13 protein-coding genes are annotated in these 18805 nt (G+C 73.3%); 9 read left to right on the top strand and 4 right to left on the bottom strand.

The features are described from left to right. Window positions 1-22 precede the first annotated feature (22 nt). Both IW248_RS17775 and IW248_RS17770 read right to left on the bottom strand, forming a co-directional pair. Entirely contained in the window at window positions 23-3640 is a 3618-nt protein-coding gene (locus IW248_RS17775; RefSeq protein ID WP_196927896.1) for a hypothetical protein, read from the bottom strand. A 164-nt stretch (window positions 3641-3804) separates the two neighbouring features. Continuing rightward, window positions 3805-4614: a DNA-formamidopyrimidine glycosylase family protein gene (locus tag IW248_RS17770; protein WP_196927895.1), complete on the bottom strand. Its 810-nt coding sequence runs from the start codon at window positions 4612-4614 to the stop codon at window positions 3805-3807. 109 nt (window positions 4615-4723) lie between these two features. On the opposite strand from IW248_RS17770, the gene IW248_RS17765 reads away from it, so the two are divergent. After that, window positions 4724-5983 carry a DUF8814 domain-containing protein gene (locus IW248_RS17765; protein ID WP_196927894.1) on the top strand — a complete coding sequence of 420 codons (1260 nt, stop codon included), beginning with the start codon at window positions 4724-4726 and terminating at the stop codon, window positions 5981-5983. Window positions 5984-6016: 33 nt separating this feature from the next. Here IW248_RS17765 and IW248_RS17760 read toward each other — a convergent pair whose 3' ends face one another. Then, a complete protein-coding gene (locus IW248_RS17760) occupies window positions 6017-6259 on the bottom strand; it encodes a CPCC family cysteine-rich protein (protein WP_030489441.1) in 243 nt (80 codons plus the stop codon). Window positions 6260-6445: 186 nt separating this feature from the next. Here IW248_RS17760 and IW248_RS17755 point away from each other — a divergent pair, with 186 nt between their 5' ends. Beyond that, window positions 6446-7009: a hypothetical protein gene (locus tag IW248_RS17755; RefSeq protein ID WP_196927893.1), complete on the top strand. Its 564-nt coding sequence runs from the start codon at window positions 6446-6448 to the stop codon at window positions 7007-7009. A gap of 113 nt (window positions 7010-7122) precedes the next feature. Here the strand turns inward: IW248_RS17755 and IW248_RS17750 are convergent, their stop codons facing one another. Further along, complete coding sequence (locus tag IW248_RS17750) at window positions 7123-11775, bottom strand: ATP-dependent helicase (RefSeq protein WP_196927892.1); 4653 nt, start codon at window positions 11773-11775, stop codon at window positions 7123-7125. A 178-nt stretch (window positions 11776-11953) separates the two neighbouring features. On the opposite strand from IW248_RS17750, the gene IW248_RS17745 reads away from it, so the two are divergent. From IW248_RS17745 to mnhG, 7 genes are all read left to right on the top strand, one after another. Next, window positions 11954-12340 (top strand): hypothetical protein, encoded by a 387-nt coding sequence (locus IW248_RS17745; protein WP_196927891.1) that lies wholly within the window; start codon window positions 11954-11956, stop codon window positions 12338-12340. A gap of 139 nt (window positions 12341-12479) precedes the next feature. After that, entirely contained in the window at window positions 12480-15314 is a 2835-nt protein-coding gene (locus tag IW248_RS17740; protein WP_196927890.1) for a Na+/H+ antiporter subunit A, read from the top strand. 114 nt (window positions 15315-15428) lie between these two features. Next, on the top strand, window positions 15429-15908 hold the full coding sequence (locus IW248_RS17735) for a Na(+)/H(+) antiporter subunit C (protein WP_196927889.1): 480 nt from the start codon (window positions 15429-15431) through the stop codon (window positions 15906-15908). Further along, the gene (locus tag IW248_RS17730; RefSeq protein ID WP_196927888.1) at window positions 15908-17413 is read left to right on the top strand and encodes a Na+/H+ antiporter subunit D; all 1506 of its coding nucleotides are present in this window, start codon (window positions 15908-15910) and stop codon (window positions 17411-17413) included. Before IW248_RS17735 ends, IW248_RS17730 begins: the two co-directional genes overlap by 1 nt. Window positions 17414-17457: 44 nt before the next feature. Beyond that, on the top strand, window positions 17458-18021 hold the full coding sequence (locus tag IW248_RS17725) for a Na+/H+ antiporter subunit E (RefSeq protein WP_196930252.1): 564 nt from the start codon (window positions 17458-17460) through the stop codon (window positions 18019-18021). After that, on the top strand, window positions 18018-18281 hold the full coding sequence (locus IW248_RS17720; protein WP_112586633.1) for an MrpF/PhaF family protein: 264 nt from the start codon (window positions 18018-18020) through the stop codon (window positions 18279-18281). Before IW248_RS17725 ends, IW248_RS17720 begins: the two co-directional genes overlap by 4 nt. After that, window positions 18281-18640 (top strand): monovalent cation/H(+) antiporter subunit G, encoded by a 360-nt coding sequence (gene mnhG / locus IW248_RS17715; protein WP_124821420.1) that lies wholly within the window; start codon window positions 18281-18283, stop codon window positions 18638-18640. Before IW248_RS17720 ends, mnhG begins: the two co-directional genes overlap by 1 nt. The last annotated feature ends 165 nt before the right edge of the window (window positions 18641-18805 follow it).

Here is an 18805-nt window from a genome sequence, read left to right as displayed (position 1 = left end):
CGCGCGGAGACCGCGCGGCCGGTCACTGTGGTGTCGTCACCAGGACCGGCCCGGTGTACGGCGAGGTGCCCACGACGTTGAACGACCGGATCCGGTAGTGGTAGGTCACGCCCCGCGCCAGCCCCGTGTTGGTGAAGCCGCGGTCGGTCACCGTGAAGGTGGCCAGTTCCTGGTCGAAGGCCGGGTCGAGGGCCCGCTGCACCGTGAACCCGGAACCCGGGCCGCCGGGTGTGCTCGCCGCCCAGGCCAGGATCACCGTCGCGGTGTCCGGCCCCGGTGCGCTGGCGGTGGCGCTCAGGGTGTTGGGGGTGCCCGGCGCGGGTGGCGAGGTCACCGTGGCGACCGTCGACCACGCCGACGCGGCGCCCAGGTAGGTGGTCCGCACCCGGTAGTAGTACGTGGTGTCCGGCGCGACGGTCGGGTCCAGGTGGTTGTCGCCGACCCGGATCGCCGTGGTGCCCGGGCCACTGGTGAACGTCGGGTTGGTGGCCCGTTGCACGTCGATGCCGGTGGCGAACGAACGGTTCGTCCAGCGCAACGCCACGCGCAGCGGCGCGGCCGGCGGGAGCGTCGCGACCAGTCCGCTCGGCGCGGCCAGGTGCACCGAGGCGGGCACGCCGTTCGACCAGGACGAGTAGCTGACCGCGTTCTCCGCCCGGATCCGGTAGTGGTAGGTCACCCCGGGGGTGACTGTCGCGTCGGTGTAGCGGGTGGCGGCGGCCGCGACGGTGATCGTGGTGACGTCGCCGCCGAAGGTCGCGTCGGTGGCCCGTTGCAGCAGGTGGCTGGTGGCGGGCGGTCGCCCGCCGTTGCTGGTCCACGCCAGCGCGATCGCGGGTAGCGCGGTGGCCGAGCCGGGCACCGGTGTGGCGGTCAGCCCGGTCGGTGCCTTCGGCGTCACCCGCAGCACCAGCGGTCGGGTCATCCCGCCGTCGCGGTGGCCGGCGAGCTGGCTGTGCCAGCGGTACTCCCAGCCCAGGTTGACCAACTGGTTCACCACTGTGGCGGGTCGCCCGTCGGCCGGGCTGACCGGCGTCGACCCGGTTCGCGCTCCGCCCGGGCGACACGGGTCGAGCAGCCGGACGCTGTCACCCAGCTTGAACGGCAGCGCCGGCGCGACCGGGCGCAACGCCACCACCACGTCCTCCCGGGGGTTGACCCGGATGATCCCCTTCCAGCCCAGCTCCGTGCCGTGCGGGAGTCGCAGCGTGCCGTCCCAGCCAACCCGGTTGATCACCTGCACGTCGCAGCCGCCGATGTGCAACGGCTCGGTCTGCCGGACGTTGCCGCTGATCCTCCAGAGCTGGGTGCCGTCGGTGGGTGCGCCCACCGGTACGGCGGGGTCGGTGGCGAAGAGCACCTCGGTGACCGGGTCGGTGGCACCGAGCGGCAGCGTCGTCGGGTTCAGCGGCCCGGCGTGCGGGTGCCCGACGCCGAGCCGGCCCGCCAGCCGGCCGTGCTCCGGTTCGAAGATCTGCTGTGCGGCCTTGACCGCGATCGGCACTGTCACCGGGCCGGTGCCGGCCGTCGGCGTGAACGTCACAGTGGTGGCGTGCACCGGCACCGTCGTCTGCGCCGCGGTCCGGGTCCCGAACGCCGGGTCGTACGCCGGCTGCGGGACGATCGGCGGGCGCTGGCTGGCCGCGTACGCCAGGGGTAGCCGTTCGCGCAGCCGGCTCAGGTCGTACGGCGGCGCGGGCGTCCCGCTGACCCGGAACTGGAGCAGGGTGCGGGTGTTCGGGCCGTACCCCGGTTCGGTCGGCGGCGGGCCACCCTCGGCGCCGCGGTCCGGGGCGTCGGTGTGCTGGTCGTAGCGAGGGTCGAAGCCGGGCAGTGGGGCCGGGGCGTCGTTGTACAGGATCAGCGTGCTGCCCGGTGGCACGGCGGAGAAGTCGACGAGCACGTCGGCCCGCTCGCCCGGGGCGAGCAGCAGCGTGTGTCCGTCGACGTTCAGCACTGTCGGGTCGAGCCGGTCGTAGCGGTAGCCGATCGGTCGGTTCGGCAGGACCACCGGCGCCGGCAGGAGGCCGGCCTCGTTGCCGATCTGGATGAACTCCGGGCCGGCGGCGCGCGGGTCCGGCACACCGCCGTCGCGTCCGTCGATCGGCCATCCCGCCGGACGGTCCGCCGCCCGCGCGGCGGGCACCATCGGCACCTCACCGGCGTCGGCGTCGGCGAGCGCGCCGTCGGCTGTCCACATCGGCGCGTCGGAGCGGGCGCGGTAGAGCTGGAGGTTGAGGCTGCGGTCCAGGCAGGCGTTGAGGATCCGGAACCGGTACGCGCGTGGTCGCACCTCCAGGTACGGGTAGGCGACGCCGTTGACGAGCGGGGTGTCGCCGTACGCCTCGGGGACGGCCGACGGGTGCGGTACGCCGGGGTTGAGCGGCGGCTCGTCCGGTGCGTCGACCGGGTCGTGGTACGGGTTCGGCACCCAACCGTCGGCGCGGGCGTCGTCGGGTGCGGAGTTGCGGGACCAGGGGCCGTAGTCCCACCGGCCGGTCGGGTTGCGTCCGCCGGACCGGTGTGGGTTCTGCCGGGGCTGGTAGACGTGCGGGTGCCAGAGGCTGCCCCGGGCGCCCCAGCGTTCCCGGTCCCAGGTCGGGTCCTCGGCGGCGAGTTGGGTGTCGTCCGGAACGAACGTCTTGTCCTCGATGACCAGGGGCACCTGGTCGGCCGGCAGCACCGTGTCGGCGACGAGCTGGTCCTCGGCCGGGTCGGTGAGCAGGTAGAGCGCGAGCTGTCCGCCGTAGACGGTGAGCCGGGCGAGGCCGAGGGTGTTGTCGTGGAACCACAGCAGCCGGCCGCTCTGCTCGTTCGGGAAGTAGAGCGTGGTGGCCCCGGCACCGGGTGCCGGCATGTCCGGCACGTGGGCCAGGCCGGGCCCGGTGGGGTACGGGGTGATCTCCCCGGCCGGGGTGATCCACTGCCCCGGGTTGCCCGCGCTGGTCCAGCCGGTCTGCGCCCCGGCCAGGTGCAGCACTGCCCGGTTCTGCGGGTAGGGCGCCGGCCCGTCCAGTGGGCCGAGGGCGGCGCCCTCGATCGTGTCGTCGACAGGCAGGAACAGCTCACCGGCCCGACCGGTGGGGAGCTGGTTGATGAACTTCACCCGGACCGGTCGACCCCGACGGGCGAGGATCATCGGCCCGAGGTGCCACTGTCGCTCCGGAGGCGCCACAGTGTTGTGTCCGGCGGGGTCGGTGCCCAGGTTGAGCTGCCGGTAGCCGCGCAGCCGGGTGGCCGGCAGGTCCCGGTGCAGCCGCTGGGCGTACTCCTGGAGGCCGATCTCGTAGTAGTCGCAGCCCGGGTAGCTGATGGTGTCCGGCGCTGCCACCGGCAGGTGGCTGCCGAGATCGCCGTGGCCCTGTTGGCCGGGGAGGGGCAGCGGGTCGACGAACTTGCGCAGACCGGTCCCGGCTGCCACCTGCCCGTCGCGGTCTCGCCTCGGGCGAGGGCTGTGGGCGAAGTTCGGCACGGGGCCGAAGTAGCGGGGTACGACGGCCGGGTCCAGGCTCGGCGTCGCAACGGCCTCCTCGGCGGCACGCGCGGCCGGCACGGACGCTGTCCGCCCGTTGGCGCGGGCGTCGGTGTCGCGGGTGGTCCGCTCGAAGAAGGTGGAGCGGAGTCTGCGGAACATCGCCATGACTCTCCCCGGTTCGGGGCGCGAGGTCCGCCACCCCGGCGTGGGGACCTCGGCACTCTGCTGACGGTCGGTGAGCGCTCAACCGCAGCATGCGACTCCGGCGGCCGGTTAGGAATTACCCAATCGTCCGTTTCTGCGATGGGTCTTGTTCGGCGCGGGCCTGGTCAGCCGGATGACGGCGGAACCGGATGCTCGGGCTGGCAGACCGGGCACCAGTAGGTGACCCGCTCGCCCAGCTCCTCCTTGCGGATCGCGGTGCCGCAGCGGCGGCAGGGCTGGGCGCGGCGGCCGTACACGTAGCTGGTCTGCCCCCGGTGCAGCGAGCCGGTGCTGCTCTGCGTCCACCGACCGCGGTTGGCGGCGAGCAGCCGCTGTGCGAGGGCCACCAGGCCCGGCAGGTCGGGCACCCCGCCGACCGGGGTCCACGGTGACACGCCGCGCAGGAACAGCACCTCGCACTTGTAGAGGTTGCCCACACCGGCCAGGTTGCGCTGGTCGAGCAGCGCCTCGCCGATGGTCTGCTCGCTGTGGTCGGCGAGCCGCCGGACCGCCTCGGCCGGGTCCCAGTCCGGGCCGAGCAGGTCGGGGCCGAGGTGGCCGACCAGTTGGTCCTCCTCGGCGGTGGGCACCAGGGTCAGGTCGTGCAGGTGGTAGCCGACCGCGACAGCGCCGGGCGTGCGCAGGACCACCCGGATCAGGTGCGCGGGTCGGCCGGTCCAGCGTTCCCCCGGGGCGTACGCCCGCCAGGCGCCGTCCATCCGCAGGTGGGAGTGCAGGGTCCAGTGCTCCTCGGTCGGAGCGGTGAGCCGCAGCAGCAGGTGTTTGCCCCGGCTGGCCGACTCGCGGACGGTCCAGTCGCTGAGGTCCGTTGTCGCCAGCTGCGGCACCCGGAAGTCGCTGCCGGTGATCCGCGCGCCGGCCAGCGCGCGGTGCAGCACGCGCGCGGTGTTCCAGACGGTGTCGCCTTCGGGCACCCTGCCATCCTCCCTCTTTCGAGCAAGATTCGCATGTGTCGCTATTTGTACTGAGGTTCCTCATGATCTCCCGACATGCGAAGGTCAGGGGGTTCTGAGGAGAATGCCCATGACGCGACCGCGTTGTCGTATCCCATCCGTCGCCCTCATCGCCACCCTCACCCTTCTGCTCACCGCAGCGCTCCTGCCCGCCGGTACCGTCCCGGCCGCACCCACCGGTGCCCCGATCACCCTCGTGGCCGCCGCACCCGGCGACGAACGGTGGAGCGCCGACCTCAGCATCGTCGATCGCGACGACGTCAACGTCCGGCGCACCGCCGCCGGCCTACGACTGCGGGAGGCCCGGCCTACCGGGCGCGGCGCCCGCAGCCCGCACAGCGCGGTCGCCGAGGGAATGCTGCTGACCGCTCCCCGCACCCTCGCCCGGCCGGCCACCCGGGTCCGCGCCGAGATCAGCGCCGCCGTCCCGACCGGGGCGACAGTGGAGGCGCAGGTCCGCGGTTGGCGGGCCGCCGGCTGGACGGAGTGGCGGGCGGCCACCACCGGCGCGGTCTTCGACCGGCCCGTCACCCGGGTGCAGACCCGGGTGGTGCTCACCGCTCCCGAAGGCGGCGCCACGGCGACGGTACGCGGCGTGCAGCTCACCGCCGACGCGAACGCCGCCGTGTCCGCAGCCACACCCGGCCGCACCTACCGGGTGTACGCCACCCGCATCGGACTGGTCGGTGAGCTGACCGCCAACGGCCGTACCGTGCAACCCCGGGACCACTTCGCGGCGCTGCCGTCGCGGCGGGGCCTCTCCCCACTCAACACCGGCGACTACACCGTGCGGGTCTGCACCACGAGCGGCTCCCGCTGCGAGTACGCCCCGGTCTGGGACGTCGGGCCGTGGAACACCCGTGACGACTACTGGAACCCCTCATCGGTCCGGGAGAACTGGAAGAACCTGCCACAGGGCCGGCCCGAGGCGCAGGCCGCCTACCAGTCCGGCTACAACGGCGGCCGGGACCAGTTCGGGCGGACCGTGCTCAACCCGGCCGGCATCGACCTGGCCGACGGCACGTTCTGGGACGGGCTGCGGCTGACCACCAACGCCTGGGTGGACGTCGCCTATCTGTGGACCGGCGGCGGGCCGCGCGGCGTGGTCGGTGACGGGCCGCTCAACATCCGCACCGGGGCCAGCACGGCGTACGCCAGCCGTGGCCTGGCCGCCCGGCTGGCCCACGTACCGATCCAGTGCTACGTCGCCGGCCAGTCGGTCGCCGGCCCCTACCGCACCACCACCCGCTGGAACCGCCTGGCCAGCGGCCAGTACGTCAGCCACGCGTACATCTCCGGCGTGTACGGCGGCACCGTGCCGGTCTGCTGAGCCACGCTCACCCCGTCGGGCGTCGCCTCGGAGTCAGGGGCGCTCGTCGGGGCGAGCCGTGCGCACCATGTCCTGGTAGCGCGGGTGGCTGGCACCGTAGACGGCGTAGTTGAGACGGGCGTGCGAGAGGCTCAGGTCGCCGTTGGGGCCACCCCGGACGGCGTCCGCGTCGGCGTCGGTCTGGCCGTCGTCGGTCCAGAAACAGACGGGGCAGGTCCCCCCGCCGGTCCGTGACGCACAGCAGGGACAGCCCACAGGAACCACATGCTCACCCACCGGAGAAGCATTCCACAGTCGAACATCAGCCCGATACCCGCAGGAGGTCCCCCGGGGACGCCGCGAGGAGGTCCGCGACCGACATGCCCGCAGGCCCAGTGGAACGCGGTGTACTGGCGGATACGGGACAGCGCAGTGGCCGACCGGCCCCTCCCGCCGCCGGATGGCGTTGGGCAGACTGCCCTGGTGACAACTCGGAACCTCCCCGCGCTCGGAATCCTGCTGGTCGCCGTCGTCCTGACCGCCGGTTGTGGCAGTGACGACGACGGAAGCCCGAACGCGACCCCGTCCGTCTCGTCCGAGGCGGCCCCGACCGACCTGCCGACGCCCCCGGCCTCGCCCGCGCCCGGTGCCGACGCCGCCACCTCGCCGCCCGCCGCCGCGCAGGGCACGACACAGCGGCGTCCGGCCAGCCCGCCGCCGGTGGTGCTGCCCAAGCGTCCGGCCACCGCGCCCGGGGCGAAGCAGATCGTCGAGGCGTTCCGGGCCGCCGGCCTGAAGGTGCCGCACCCGAAGGACCGCGCGGTCGACTGCGGGCCGGACGGCCTCGGCCTGGGCTGCTCCGAGCTGATGGCCACCGACGCCGTCACGGTCTACGTCTTCCCGGACGAGACCAGCGCCAGTGACATCGCCGAGACCTGGGGCGGCCAGTCGTACCAGCGTGGCGCGGTGGTGCTGAACTACCTGGAGGCGAAGACCCCCGCCGCCGACCGGCCGCGCTACGAGAAGGTGCTCAACGGCCTGCGCTGAGACACCGGCGCGGCCGAAGCATGTCGTTCTCTTGAGTGTGATGTCGGTGAGTCATCGTGATGACTCACCGACATCAGGCTCTGTGCGGGATTGCCCTCGGCGGGGCCCTGGCGTCAGCCGCGCAGGCGCAGGCCGCGGGGGGTGGCCCGGAAGCCTGCGGTGGTCAGCGCGTCCCGCAACGGCGAGGAGTGCACCGTCTCGCCGTCGGCCCGCTCCACCGACAACGCGCCCAACGCCCCGGAATGGACGGCGTCGGCGAGCGCCTTGCCGGCCGCGGCGAGCGTGTCGGTGTCGTCGCTGAAGGACAGCAGCGTTCGGCCGCCGCGTTCGATGTAGAGGACGAGGTCACCGCCGACCTGCACCACCAGCGCGCCCGCCTTGCGGCCGGCCCGGTGCCCGGTCGCCGGGGCGGCCCCGTCGCCGGAGTCCACCACCCGTTCCGGCCAGGGCAGCGCCGCGCCGTACGGGTTGGCCGGGTCGGTCGCGGCGAGCACGGTGGACACGGCCCCCCGGCCCCGGGCACCGTCGGTCGGCTCGGCCAGCGCGCGCAGCCGGTCCACCGCACCGGGTACGGCGAACTGCGCCGCGCCGAGCCCTTCGACGAAGTAACCCCGGCGGGCCGCGCCGCGCTCCTCCAGCGCCGACAGCACCGGGTAGACCGCCGAGAACCCACCGACCACCTGCTCGGCCATCACGGCGCCCCGGGTGACCACCCCGTGCCGCTCAAGCAGCAGGTCGGCCAGCGCGGCGGCCCGTCGGGTCGGGTCGAGGTCCCGGTCCGGGAGACGCGACCAGCGGCCGGCGACAGTCGGCGGGCCACCCCGGGTCGGCAGCGCCACCCGACCGGGCCGCCGGTACCGGGTGCGAGGCGCGGACGGCCGGGAGCGGTGGGCGCCGCCGGCGCCGAGCACCGCGCGCAGCGGGGCGAGGGTGTCGTTGCTGAGGTGCCCCGCCCAGACCAGGTCCCAGATCACCCCGGTCAGCGCGGCGTCGTCGGTCGAGCCGACCCGGTCGGCCAGCGGGCGGAAGAACAGGGCCTGCCCGTCGCCGAGCGCGTCCAGCACCGCGTCGTGCAGCGGAGTGCGGGTCAACGCCTCGTCGGGCGGCGGAAGCAGCAGCGGCGCGGCGTCCGCGTACGCCAGGGTGACCCAGCCGTCGCCCCCGGAGATCGCGCCCGACCCCGCCCAGAGCACCTCCCCGCTCGCGCACAGCTCGTCGAGCTGGGCGGGGGAGTAGTCAGCGACCCGTGCGGGCAGCACCAACCGCTCCAGGGCGGACGCCGGCACCGCAGCGCCCTGCAACTGCTCCACGGTGGCGGCGAGCGCCTCCACACCTCGGGCGGACGAGCCGACCTGCTGCCAACGGGGCAGGAACGTCGCCAGCGCCCGGGGCGGCACCGGCTCGATCTCCCGGCGCAGCGCCGCGAGTGAGCGGCGGCGCAGCATCCGTAGCACCTCGGCGTCGCACCACTGAGCGCCGGCCGAATCCGGGGTGAACTCCCCGGAGACCACCCGCCCGGTCGCGCCGAGCCGGCGCAGCGCCTGCTCGACGACGAACACGCCGAGCCCGAACCGGGCCGCGCAGCTGGCCGCGGCGAACGGCCCGTGGGTTCGGGCGTAGCGGGCCACCAGGTCACCGAGCGGATCGGCCACCGGGGCGAGGTACGCCTCGGCCACCCCCATCGGCAGCGCCACGCCGAGGGCGTCGCGCAGACGGGCGGCGTCCTCGACGCCCACCCAGCGCTGCTCGCCCGCGATTCGGACCCGCAGCACCCGGCGGGTCGCCTCCAGCTCGTCGAGCCACGCCTCCGACACACCCCGCTCGGTCAACTCGGCGTCGCTCAGGTCACCGAGCACCCGCAGCAGCTCGACGACGTCTTCGGCGTCGCGGGGGCGGCGCTGCTCGGTCAGCCACCGCAGCTGCCGGTCGGTCTCGGTGAGCACCGCCGGGTCGAGCAACTCCCGCAGGTCGACCCGGCCGAGCAACTCGCCGAGGAGTGTGGAGTCGAGGGCGAGTGCGGCCGCGCGGCGCTCGGCGAGCGGGGCGTCGCCCTCGTAGAGGAACGCGCCGACGTAGCCGAAGAGCAGCGACCGCGCGAACGGGGACGGCGCGCTGGTCTCCACCTCGACCAGCCGCACCTTGCGGGTGGCCAGGTCACGCATCAGCCCGGCCAGCGCCGGCTGGTCGAAGACGTCCTGGAGGCACTCCCGGGCGGCCTCCAGGGTGACCGGGAAGTCCGCGTACTCGCGGGCGACGTCGAGCAGTTGCGCGGCGCGTTGCCGTTGCTGCCAGAGCGGCTGGCGGCGGCGCGGGTCGCGGCGCGGCAGCAGCAGTGATCGTGCGGCGCACTCCCGGAAACGGGCGGCGAAGAGCGCCGAGGTGCCGACCGACTCCTCCACGAGCTGGGTGATCTCGTCCGGTTCGAAGACCACCACGTCGGCGCCGGGTGGCTCGTCGGCGGTGTCCGGAAGTCGCACCACGATGCCGTCGTCGGAGGGCATCACCTGGGCGTCCACCCCGTACCGCTCGGCCAGCCGACGGCCCACCGCGAGTGCCCAGGGCCCGTTGACCCGGGCACCGAGCACGCTGTGCACGGCCAGCCGCCAGTCACCCAACTCGTCGCGGAAGCGTTCGACCACGACCGTGCGGTCGTCGGGCAGCGAACGGGTGGCCTCCCGTTGCTCGCGCAGGTAGGCCATCAGGTTGCTGGCGGCCCAGTCGTCCAGCCCGCCGTCGCGCAGCGCGGCCAGCGCCGCCTCGTCGGTCTGACGCAGCAGGGTGCGCACCCGGGCGCCGATGGCCCGGCCCAGCTCCACCGGCCGACCCAGCTGGTCGCCCTTCCAGAACGGCATGCGCGCGGCCTGCCCCGGGGCGGGCGAGACCAGCACCCGGTCAGGAGTGATCTCCTCGATTCGCCAGGAGGAGGAGCCGAGCAGGAAGACGTCGCCGACCCGGGACTCGTAGACCATCTCCTCGTCCAGCTCGCCGACCCGGGCGGCCCGCTCGGCGCCGGCCAGGAACACCCCGAACAGGCCCCGGTCGGGGATGGTGCCGCCGCTGGTCACCGCGAGTCGCTGCGCGCCCTGGCGGCCGGTGAGCAGGTCGGTCGCCCGGTCCCAGACCAGTCGGGGGCGAAGCTCGGCGAAGGCGGTGGACGGGTAGCGACCGGAGAGCATGTCGAGCACGGCGTGCAACGCCGAGTCGGGCAGCTCGGCGAAGGGCGCGGCCCGGCGGACCAGCACGGCCAGGTCGCCGAGCGACCACGGCTCCAACGCCACCATCGCGACGATCTGCTGGGCCAGCACGTCCAGTGGATTGCGCGGGTAGTGCAGCTCCTCGATGGCGCCGGCGGTCATCCGCTCGGCGACCACCGCGCAGGAGAGCAGATCGCCGCGGTGCTTGGGGAAGACCACCCCACGGGAGACGGCGCCCACCTGGTGCCCGGCCCGGCCGACCCGTTGCAGCCCGGCGGCCACGCTCGGCGGCGCCTCGATCTGCACCACCAGGTCGACCGCGCCCATGTCGATGCCCAGCTCGAGGCTGGAGGTGGCCACCACCGCCGGGAGCTGGCCGGACTTGAGCGCCTCCTCGATGTGCTTGCGCTCCTCCCGGGAGACGCTGCCGTGATGGGCGCGGGCGATCACGGGCGCCGCGCCGGTGGCCGCGCCGGACTGGGCCATCACCTCGGCCGGCGGCCGGTTGCGCAGCGGACCGGCGGGGCCACCCCAGCGCTGCGCGTCGGACGCCGGGCCGTCGTCGCTCGCCGGCAGCCCCTCCGGTACGCCGATCGCGGCCTCGCCCGGCGCGGCGGCCACCGCCTCGGCGGCCAGCTCGTTCAACCGGGCGCAGAGGCGCTCGGCGCTGCGGCGGGAGTTGGTGAAGACGATTGTCGAGCGGTGCTGCCCGATGAGCGTGAAGACCCGCTCCTCCACGGCCGGCCAGATCGACGCCCGACGTGGCCCGGGGCCGCCGAGGTCGTCCTCCGGTGGCTGTTCCTGCTCGTCCAGGCGGGTCATGTCCTCCACCGGGACCTGCACGCTGACCTCGATGGTCTTCGGGGTGGCCGGCTGGACCACGTCGACCGGGCGGGCGCCGCCGAGGAACTGCGCGCAGGCGTCGATCGGCCGGACGGTGGCCGAGAGGCCGATGCGCTGCGCCGGGGCGGGCAGCAGCTCGTCGAGGCGTTCGAGGGAGAGGGCGAGGTGGGCGCCGCGTTTGCTGCCGGCCACCGCGTGCACCTCGTCGACGATCACCGTCTGGACGCCGCGCAGCGAGTCGCGAGCCGCGGACGTGAGCAGCAGGAAGAGCGACTCGGGCGTGGTGATGAGGATGTCGGGCGGGGTGCGGGCGAACGCTCGTCGCTCGTCGGCGGGGGTGTCGCCGGTGCGCATGCCGACGGTGATGTCGGGTGGAGCGACGCCCAGCCGGGTGGCCGCCTGCCGGATGCCGGCCAGCGGGGCACGCAGGTTGCGCTCCACGTCGACGGCGAGGGCCTTGAGCGGGCTGACGTAGAGCACGCGGCACCGCTGGCGGGCCTCGGTCGGGACCGGCTCGCGGGCGAGCCGGTCGAGTGACCAGAGGAAGGCCGCGAGCGTCTTGCCCGAACCGGTGGGCGCCACCACGAGGGCGTTGCGACCGGCGGCGACCGACCGCCAGGCGCCGGTCTGCGCGGCGGTCGGGGCGGCGAAAGCGTTGTCGAACCAGGCGCGGGTGGCCGGGCCGAACCCGCCGAGCACCGCGCCGGCGTCTGCGTCTGCCCCGGTCACCGGTCCATCGTGCCCCGCAGGTCCGACATCCACGAGCGACCTCACGACGGATTGGGCGAGGGAAAGGCAAAAAGCGTGGAACGTGCGCTTAATGCGTTAAGTCTCACTTAACTGCTTGCTTCTAAGGAGCAACATAAAGTAACTTCACCCCCAACGCGAACCGGGGTGAGGGGATGTGATGGCCGCCGAGCAGCGCACCGTCGCACGCGGCACCGACGTGCTGATTCGCAAGGTCGACAGCCACCTCGCCACGCTCCGCGCCGGTCTGCACGGCCCCGAGCTCGAGCTCGCCGAACGCCTCGCCCGCTGCCTGCGCGAGCTGGTCCTCTGCACCGCCCAGGCCAGCGCCGCCGATCGGGGTCAGGTCCGCGTCGCCGTCCACTACTTCGTGCTGCGTCGCGAGAGCCGCGGCCGCCTGCTCTCGGTGCGGTCGCTGACCGCCGCCGAACGGGTGGTCGACCGGGTCGCCCGCCAACTCGGCCGCCCCGACCTGCTGGCCGAGCCGCGCCGCGATCACCCCGCCCTCGACGAGGCGCAGCCCCTCAACAGCGCCCTGCTGCGCTGACCACCTCCCGGCACAGGCACCACGCGGCGGCTACCGAGCGAATTCCGGCAAAACCGCCCGGCGGGGAACGAACTGGCGTCTGATCGCTGCTAGGCGCCACCGCTGCCACGGGCGTCGGCCATGTCGATCGGGAGCGCAGGTGCTGGTACTGCTCATCCTCCACCTCGTGGCGGCCCTCGCCGCGCCCCTGCTCGTCCGCTGGTGGGGTCCGCGCGCGTGCTACCCGCTGGCGCTCGCGCCGGCCGCCGCGTTCTGCTGGGCGGTGGCCCGCACCCCGGCCGTCGCCGACGGCGGGGCGGTGGTCGAGACGTACCCGTGGATACGGCAGTTGGGCCTCGACATCGCGTTCCGGCTCACCACGCTGTCCTGGCTGATGACGCTGCTGATCGGCGGCGTCGGCGCGCTGGTGCTGGTCTACAGCGCCCGCTACTTCAGCGCCGGCTCCACCGGGCTGGCGCAGTTCGCCGCGGTCCTGGTCGCCTTCGCCGGCGCGATGCTCGTCCTGGTCTTCGCCGACGACCTGCTGCTGCTCTACGTCGGCTGGGAGCTGACCACGATCTTCTCGTACCTGCTGATCGGGCACAGCACCGAACGGCGGTCCAGCCGTTGGGCGGCGGCGCAGGCGTTGACAGTCACCACGCTGGGCGGTCTCGCCATGCTTGTCGGCTTCATCATGCTGGGCGAGCACGCCGGTACCTACCGCTGGTCGGAGATCAGCGCCCAGCCGCTGCCCGGCGGCGGGTACCTGGTGGGTGCCGTGCTGCTGATCCTGGCCGGCGCGCTGTCCAAGTCGGCGGTGCTGCCGTTCAGCTCGTGGCTGCCGGTCGCGATGGCGGCGCCCACACCGGTCAGCGCCTACCTGCACGCCGCCGCCATGGTCAAGGCCGGCGTCTACCTGGTCGGGCTTCTCGCGCCGGTGCTCGCCACGGTCGGCCCGTGGCGGCCACTGGTGCAGGTCGCCGGCGTGGCGACCATGCTGCTCGGCGGTTGGGCCGCGCTGCGCCAGACCGACCTCAAGCTGCTTTTGGCGTACGGGACGGTCAGTCAGCTCGGCCTGCTGGTCGCGGTGACCGGCTCGGGCACCCCGGACGCCGCTCTGGCCGGCACCGCGATGCTGCTGGCGCACGCCCTGTTCAAGGCGGCGCTGTTCCTGGTCGTCGGCATCATCGATCACGAAGCCGGCACCCGTGACCTGCGCGAGCTGTCCGGGCTGCGGCGCTGGTCCCGGCCGCTGTTCGTGGTCGCCGTACTGGCCGCGGCGTCGATGGCCGGAGTGCCGCCGCTTGTCGGCTTCGTCGCCAAGGAGGCGGTGTTCGGAGCGTTCACCGACCAACCGGCGCTCCTCACCGGACTGGTCGCCGGGACGGTGCTCACCGTCGCGTACAGCGCCCGCTTCCTCTGGGGCGCGTTCGCCGACCGGCCGGGTGTGGCGCCGGTACCGCCGGGGTCGATCGCCAAGTCGCTACTGGTCCCGCCCGCGGTGCTCGCCGGTGCCGGTCTGCTCGCCGGGCCGGCCGCGAGCGTGCTCGACGACCTGCTGCGGCCGTACGCCGATCTGCTCGGCGGAGTCGACGCGCACCTGGCGCTCTGGGCCGGACCGACCCCGGCGCTCGGCCTGTCCGTGCTGGCGCTCGTCGGCGGCGGCGTGCTCTTCGCCGTGCGCGGGCCGCTCGCCCCGGTGCTGGCCCGGCTCCGGTCACCGGTGGGGGGCAACCAGGGGTACGAGTGGGTCGTCGCCCGGTTCGACCGGCTGGCCATCGAGGTCACCGGCGCGACCCAGCGGGGCTCCCTGCCGCAGTATCTGGGCATCATCCTGGTCACCCTGGTGCTGGTGCCCGGTACGGCGATGCTCTCCGCCGGCCCCTGGCGGGCGCGGCTCCCGCTCTGGGACAGCGCGCTGCAACCGGTGGTCGTCCTGGTGATCACGGTGGCGGCGGTGCTGGCGGTCGGCGCCCGTCGCCGGCTGACCGCGATGCTGCTGGTGGGCATGACCGGCTACGGCACGGCGATGCTGTTCGTGCTGCACGGAGCGCCCGACCTGGCGCTCACCCAGTTTCTGGTGGAGACCTCGACGATCGCGGTCTTCGTGCTGGTGCTGCGTCGCCTGCCCGAGCGGTTCTCGGCCCGCCCGCTGCGCCGTACCCGCTGGGTCCGTCGGGTGATCGGGGTGGCCGCGGGTGTGGTGGCCGCCGGGCTGGCCCTCACCGCCGTCGGCGCCCGCCGGGCACCGGACATCTCCGCGGCCTTCCCGGATCTGGCGGTGGCCCACGGGTACGGCCGCAACGTGGTCAACGTGACCCTTGTCGACATCCGGGCCTGGGACACGATGGGCGAGCTGGCGGTGCTGGTGGTGGCCGCGACAGGGGTGGCCAGCCTGATCTTCGAACGCTCCCGCACCGGGCCACGGCCGCGCCGGCCCGATTCGGACCAGCGGGTGGGTGGACGCGGCCGGCCGGTGTGGCTGCGTGGTGGCCCCACCCTCTACGAGGAGCGCCGCTCGATCGTGTTGGAGGTGGTCACCCGGCTGATCTTCCACACCGTTGTGCTGTTCTCACTGTTCCTACTCTTCTCCGGGCACAACGCGCCGGGCGGCGGGTTCGCCGGTGGGCTGGTGGCGGGTCTCGCCCTGGTGGTCCGCTATCTGGCCGGCGGCCGGTACGAGCTGACCGAGGCGGCCCCGATCGGTGCCGGCGCGATCCTCGGCGCCGGGCTGGCCATGTCGGTGGGCAGTGGCGTGGTGGCACTGCTGGTCGGTGGGTCGGTGCTGGAGAGCGCCAAGGTCGACCGGCCGCTGCCACTGATCGGCGAGACCCACCTGGTCACGTCTCTCTTCTTCGACATCGGCGTGTACCTGGTCGTGATCGGGTTGGTGCTGGACATCCTGCGCAGCCTCGGCGCCGAGGTGGACCGGCACATCGAAGCCACCGGAGCGGTTACCGGCGGTCTGACCGTCGACAAGGGAGAACGGGCGTGAGCGCGAGGAGTGAGCCGGGTTTGCGAGCCCCGCAGTCGCGAACAGAGGTGGCACCGTGAGCGCGAGGAGTGAGCCGGGTTTGCGAGCCCCGCAGTCGCGAACAGAGGTGGCACCGTGACGGCGAGCGCCGCGGGGCCGACGTTGGTGCTGGTGCTGGCCGTCGCGGTGCTGGTCGGGTGCGGGGTGATCCTGTTGTTGGAGCGCAGCCTGACCCGGATCCTGCTCGGGGTGATCATGCTCGGCAACGGGGTGAACCTGTTGATCCTGTTGGGCGGGCGGGCGGGCGAGGCGCCGATCGTCGGCACCGCGCCGGTGCAGCGGATGAGTGACCCGCTGCCGCAGGCGATGGTGTTGACCTCCATCGTGATCACCTTCGGGTTCACCGCTTTCCTGCTCGCGGTGGCGTACCGGAGTTGGTATCTCTCCGGCGATGACGAGGTGCCCGACGACCTGGAGGACCGGCAGATCATCCGCCGGGCCAGGCGCAACGAGGTGGGCGCGGTCGACCTCGGTGGGGAGGGCCCGAACGGTGACCCGGAACAGGTCGATCCCGAGCCGGCCCGCCGACGGCTGCGACGCGGGGATGACGCGTGATGAGCAACCTGGTGCCGCTGCCGGTGGTGGTGCCGCTGCTCGGTGCGGCGCTGACCCTGCTGCTGGCCGGGAAGCCCCGACTCCAGCGCGCGATCAGCGTGCTGTGTCTGAGTGGCACGCTCACGGTGTCGGTGCTGCTGCTGGTGCAGGCGTACCGGCACGGGCCGGTGGTGGTGGCCGTCGGTGCGTGGCCGGCACCGGTCGGCATCGTTCTGGTGGCCGATCAGCTCGCCGCGCTGATGCTCGTGGTGTCCTCGGCGGTGACCCTCTGCGTGCTGCTCTATTCGATCGGCCAGGGTCGCAGCGACACGAGCGAGAGCTCGCCGGTGTCGATCTTCCACCCGACGTACCTGGTGCTCACCGCGGGCGTCACCAACGCGTTCCTGGCCGGTGACCTGTTCAACCTCTTCGTCGGGTTCGAGATCCTGCTGGCCGCCAGCTTCGTGCTGATCACCCTGGGTGGCACCGAGACCCGGATCCGGACCGGATCGACGTACGTGGTGGTCAGCATTCTCTCCTCGATGATCTTCCTGACGTCGGTGGGTCTGGTGTACGCGGCCACCGGCACGCTCAACCTCGCCCAGCTCGCCCAGCGCCTCGACGACCTGCCCGACGGCGTCCGACTGGCCCTGGAGCTGATGTTGCTGCTGGCCTTCGCGATCAAGGCGGCGGTCTTCCCCCTGTCGGCCTGGCTGCCGGACAGCTACCCCACCGCGCCGGCCCCGGTCACTGCCGTCTTCGCGGGACTGCTCACCAAGGTGGGCGTCTACGCGATCATCCGCACCGAGACGTTGCTGTTTCCCGGTGGGCGCGCCCACGTGCTGCTCATGATCGTCGCCGGGTTGACCATGGTGATCGGCATCCTCGGCGCGGTGGCCCAGTCCGACCTGAAGCGACTCTTCTCGTTCACCCTGGTCAGTCACATCGGCTACATGATCTTCGGAGTGGCGTTGAGCACCGCCGCCGGGCTCTCCGGCGCGATCTTCTACGTGGTGCACCACATCACCATCCAGACCACGCTGTTCCTCGTCGCCGGGCTCGTCGAGGAGCGCGCCGGGAGCACCGACCTGCGTCGCATCGGCGGGCTGGCCCGGGTGGCGCCGCTGCTCGGGGTGCTCTTCTTCGTCCCGGCCATGAATCTCGCCGGAGTGCCACCGTTCTCCGGCTTCCTCGGCAAACTCGGCCTGCTCCAGGCCGGGGTGGCGGCCGGCGGGCCGCTGCCCGGGATGCTGGTCGCGGCCGGCACGCTGACCAGCCTGCTCACCCTGTACGTGGCGTCCCGGGTGTGGAACATCGCCTTCTGGCGTGCGCCCCGGCTGGCCACCAGCGAGCCGGTCGTCCAGTTGCCGAGGCTGATGGTGGGCGCCACGGTGGCCCTGGTCGCCATCGGGCTGGCGTTGACAGTTCTGGCCGGTCCGCTGTTCGACGTCACCGCCGACGCTGCCGAGGACCTGCGGTTGCGCACCCCGTACGTCCGTGCCGTGCTACCGGGCGGTGTGCCGTGACCGGCTCCCCGGAGCCGGCTCCCGACACCCGCGGGCCCGCCGTGATGGGGCGGGGCCGGCTCGGGCGCTGGCGGGACCAGGCGGTGGCGCTCGGGTGGCTGGTGGTGGTCTGGAACCTGCTCTGGGGCGACATCACCTGGGCCAACCTGGTCGGTGGCCTGCTGGTGGGTGCGGCCGTGTTGATGTTCTACCCGCTGCCGGCGGTCAGCTTCGGTGGCCGGATACGGCCGTGGGCGCTGCTGGTGTTCGCGGGCCGGTTCGCCGTCGAGCTGGTCAGCGCGAGCCTGCACATCGCCCGGATCGCCGTGCAGCCCGGCTACCGACCGCGCGGGGCGATCATCGCGGTCCGGTTGCGGGTGGCCACCGACCTGAACCTGGCGCTCACCGCCGAGGCGGTCTCGTTGGTGCCAGGCACGTTGATCCTCGAGGTGGACCGGGACTCCGGAACGCTCTACCTGCACGTCCTGGACACCCACGGCCCCGGGGACCTGGACGTGGCCCGGGCCCGCACGCTCGCCGTCGAACGCCGGATCGTCCGCGCGGTCGGCTCCACCGCCGAACTGCGCCACCTCGACGTCACCTCACCCGAGAAGGGAACCCGACCGTGACCACGTTCCTGGCCGTCGTCCTCACCGCACTGCTGTCGGTAACCGCGCTCCTCGCGCTGACCCGCCTTTACCGTGGCCCGTCACTGGTGGACCGGGTGATCGCCGCGGACATGCTGCTCGCCACGATGGTCGGCGCGGTGGGCGCCGAGGCGGCGGTCAACCGGCACGCCACCACGCTGCCCGTGCTGGTGGTGCTCTCCCTGCTCGGCTTCGTGGGCTCGGTGTCGCTGGTCCGCTTCGCCGTCCGGGAGCAGCAGTGATCGCGACGATCGCGGACTGGCTCGGCGCCGGTTGCCTGGTGGCCGGCGCGGTGCTCGCTCTGGCCGCCGGGATCGGCGTACTGCGTTTCCCGGATGCGCTGTCCCGGATGCACGCGGCCACCAAGCCGCAGGTACTCGGGGTGCTCCTGTTGCTGCTGGGCATCGCGTTGCGGCTGCGGTCCCCGGCCGACCTCGGCATGATCCTGCTGGTGGCGGTCTTCCAGTTGGCGACCGCGCCGGTGGCGGCGCAGATGATCGGGCGGGCCGCGTACCGGTCGGGGCGGCTCGACCGGAGTCTGCTCGACGCCGATGAGCTGGCCGAACGCGGACCAGACGGCGGGCCGGCGGGCCCGGCGTGACGCCCAACGGCACCCGCTGAACCGGACGATCCGCTCCTTCGGCCCACCCCCAGCGGAGTCCCAGCCAGCGCCGATAAAATGGGGGGATGATCGACTCTTCTGCCCAGGAGGGCAGCAGTAGCCAGCCGGGTCGTGCCCGGCATATCCCCGTACCGACGACCCCGG

Origin of the sequence: Micromonospora ureilytica, from assembly GCF_015751765.1 — a bacterium.
GTDB classification, from domain to species: Bacteria; Actinomycetota; Actinomycetes; order Mycobacteriales; family Micromonosporaceae; genus Micromonospora; species Micromonospora ureilytica.
This window is presented reverse-complemented; position numbering and strand designations above follow the sequence as displayed.

What these genes read in the sequence shown, in the direction of transcription:
- IW248_RS17745 (WP_196927891.1), top strand. Translation starts at nt 11,954, where the DNA reads ATGGCCGCCGAGCAGCGCACCGTCGCACGCGGCACCGACGTGCTGATT.
- IW248_RS17730 (WP_196927888.1), top strand. Translation starts at nt 15,908, where the DNA reads ATGAGCAACCTGGTGCCGCTGCCGGTGGTGGTGCCGCTGCTCGGTGCG.
- IW248_RS17775 (WP_196927896.1), bottom strand. Translation starts at nt 3,640, where the DNA reads ATGGCGATGTTCCGCAGACTCCGCTCCACCTTCTTCGAGCGGACCACC.
- IW248_RS17765 (WP_196927894.1), top strand. Translation starts at nt 4,724, where the DNA reads ATGACGCGACCGCGTTGTCGTATCCCATCCGTCGCCCTCATCGCCACC.
- IW248_RS17725 (WP_196930252.1), top strand. Translation starts at nt 17,458, where the DNA reads ATGGGGCGGGGCCGGCTCGGGCGCTGGCGGGACCAGGCGGTGGCGCTC.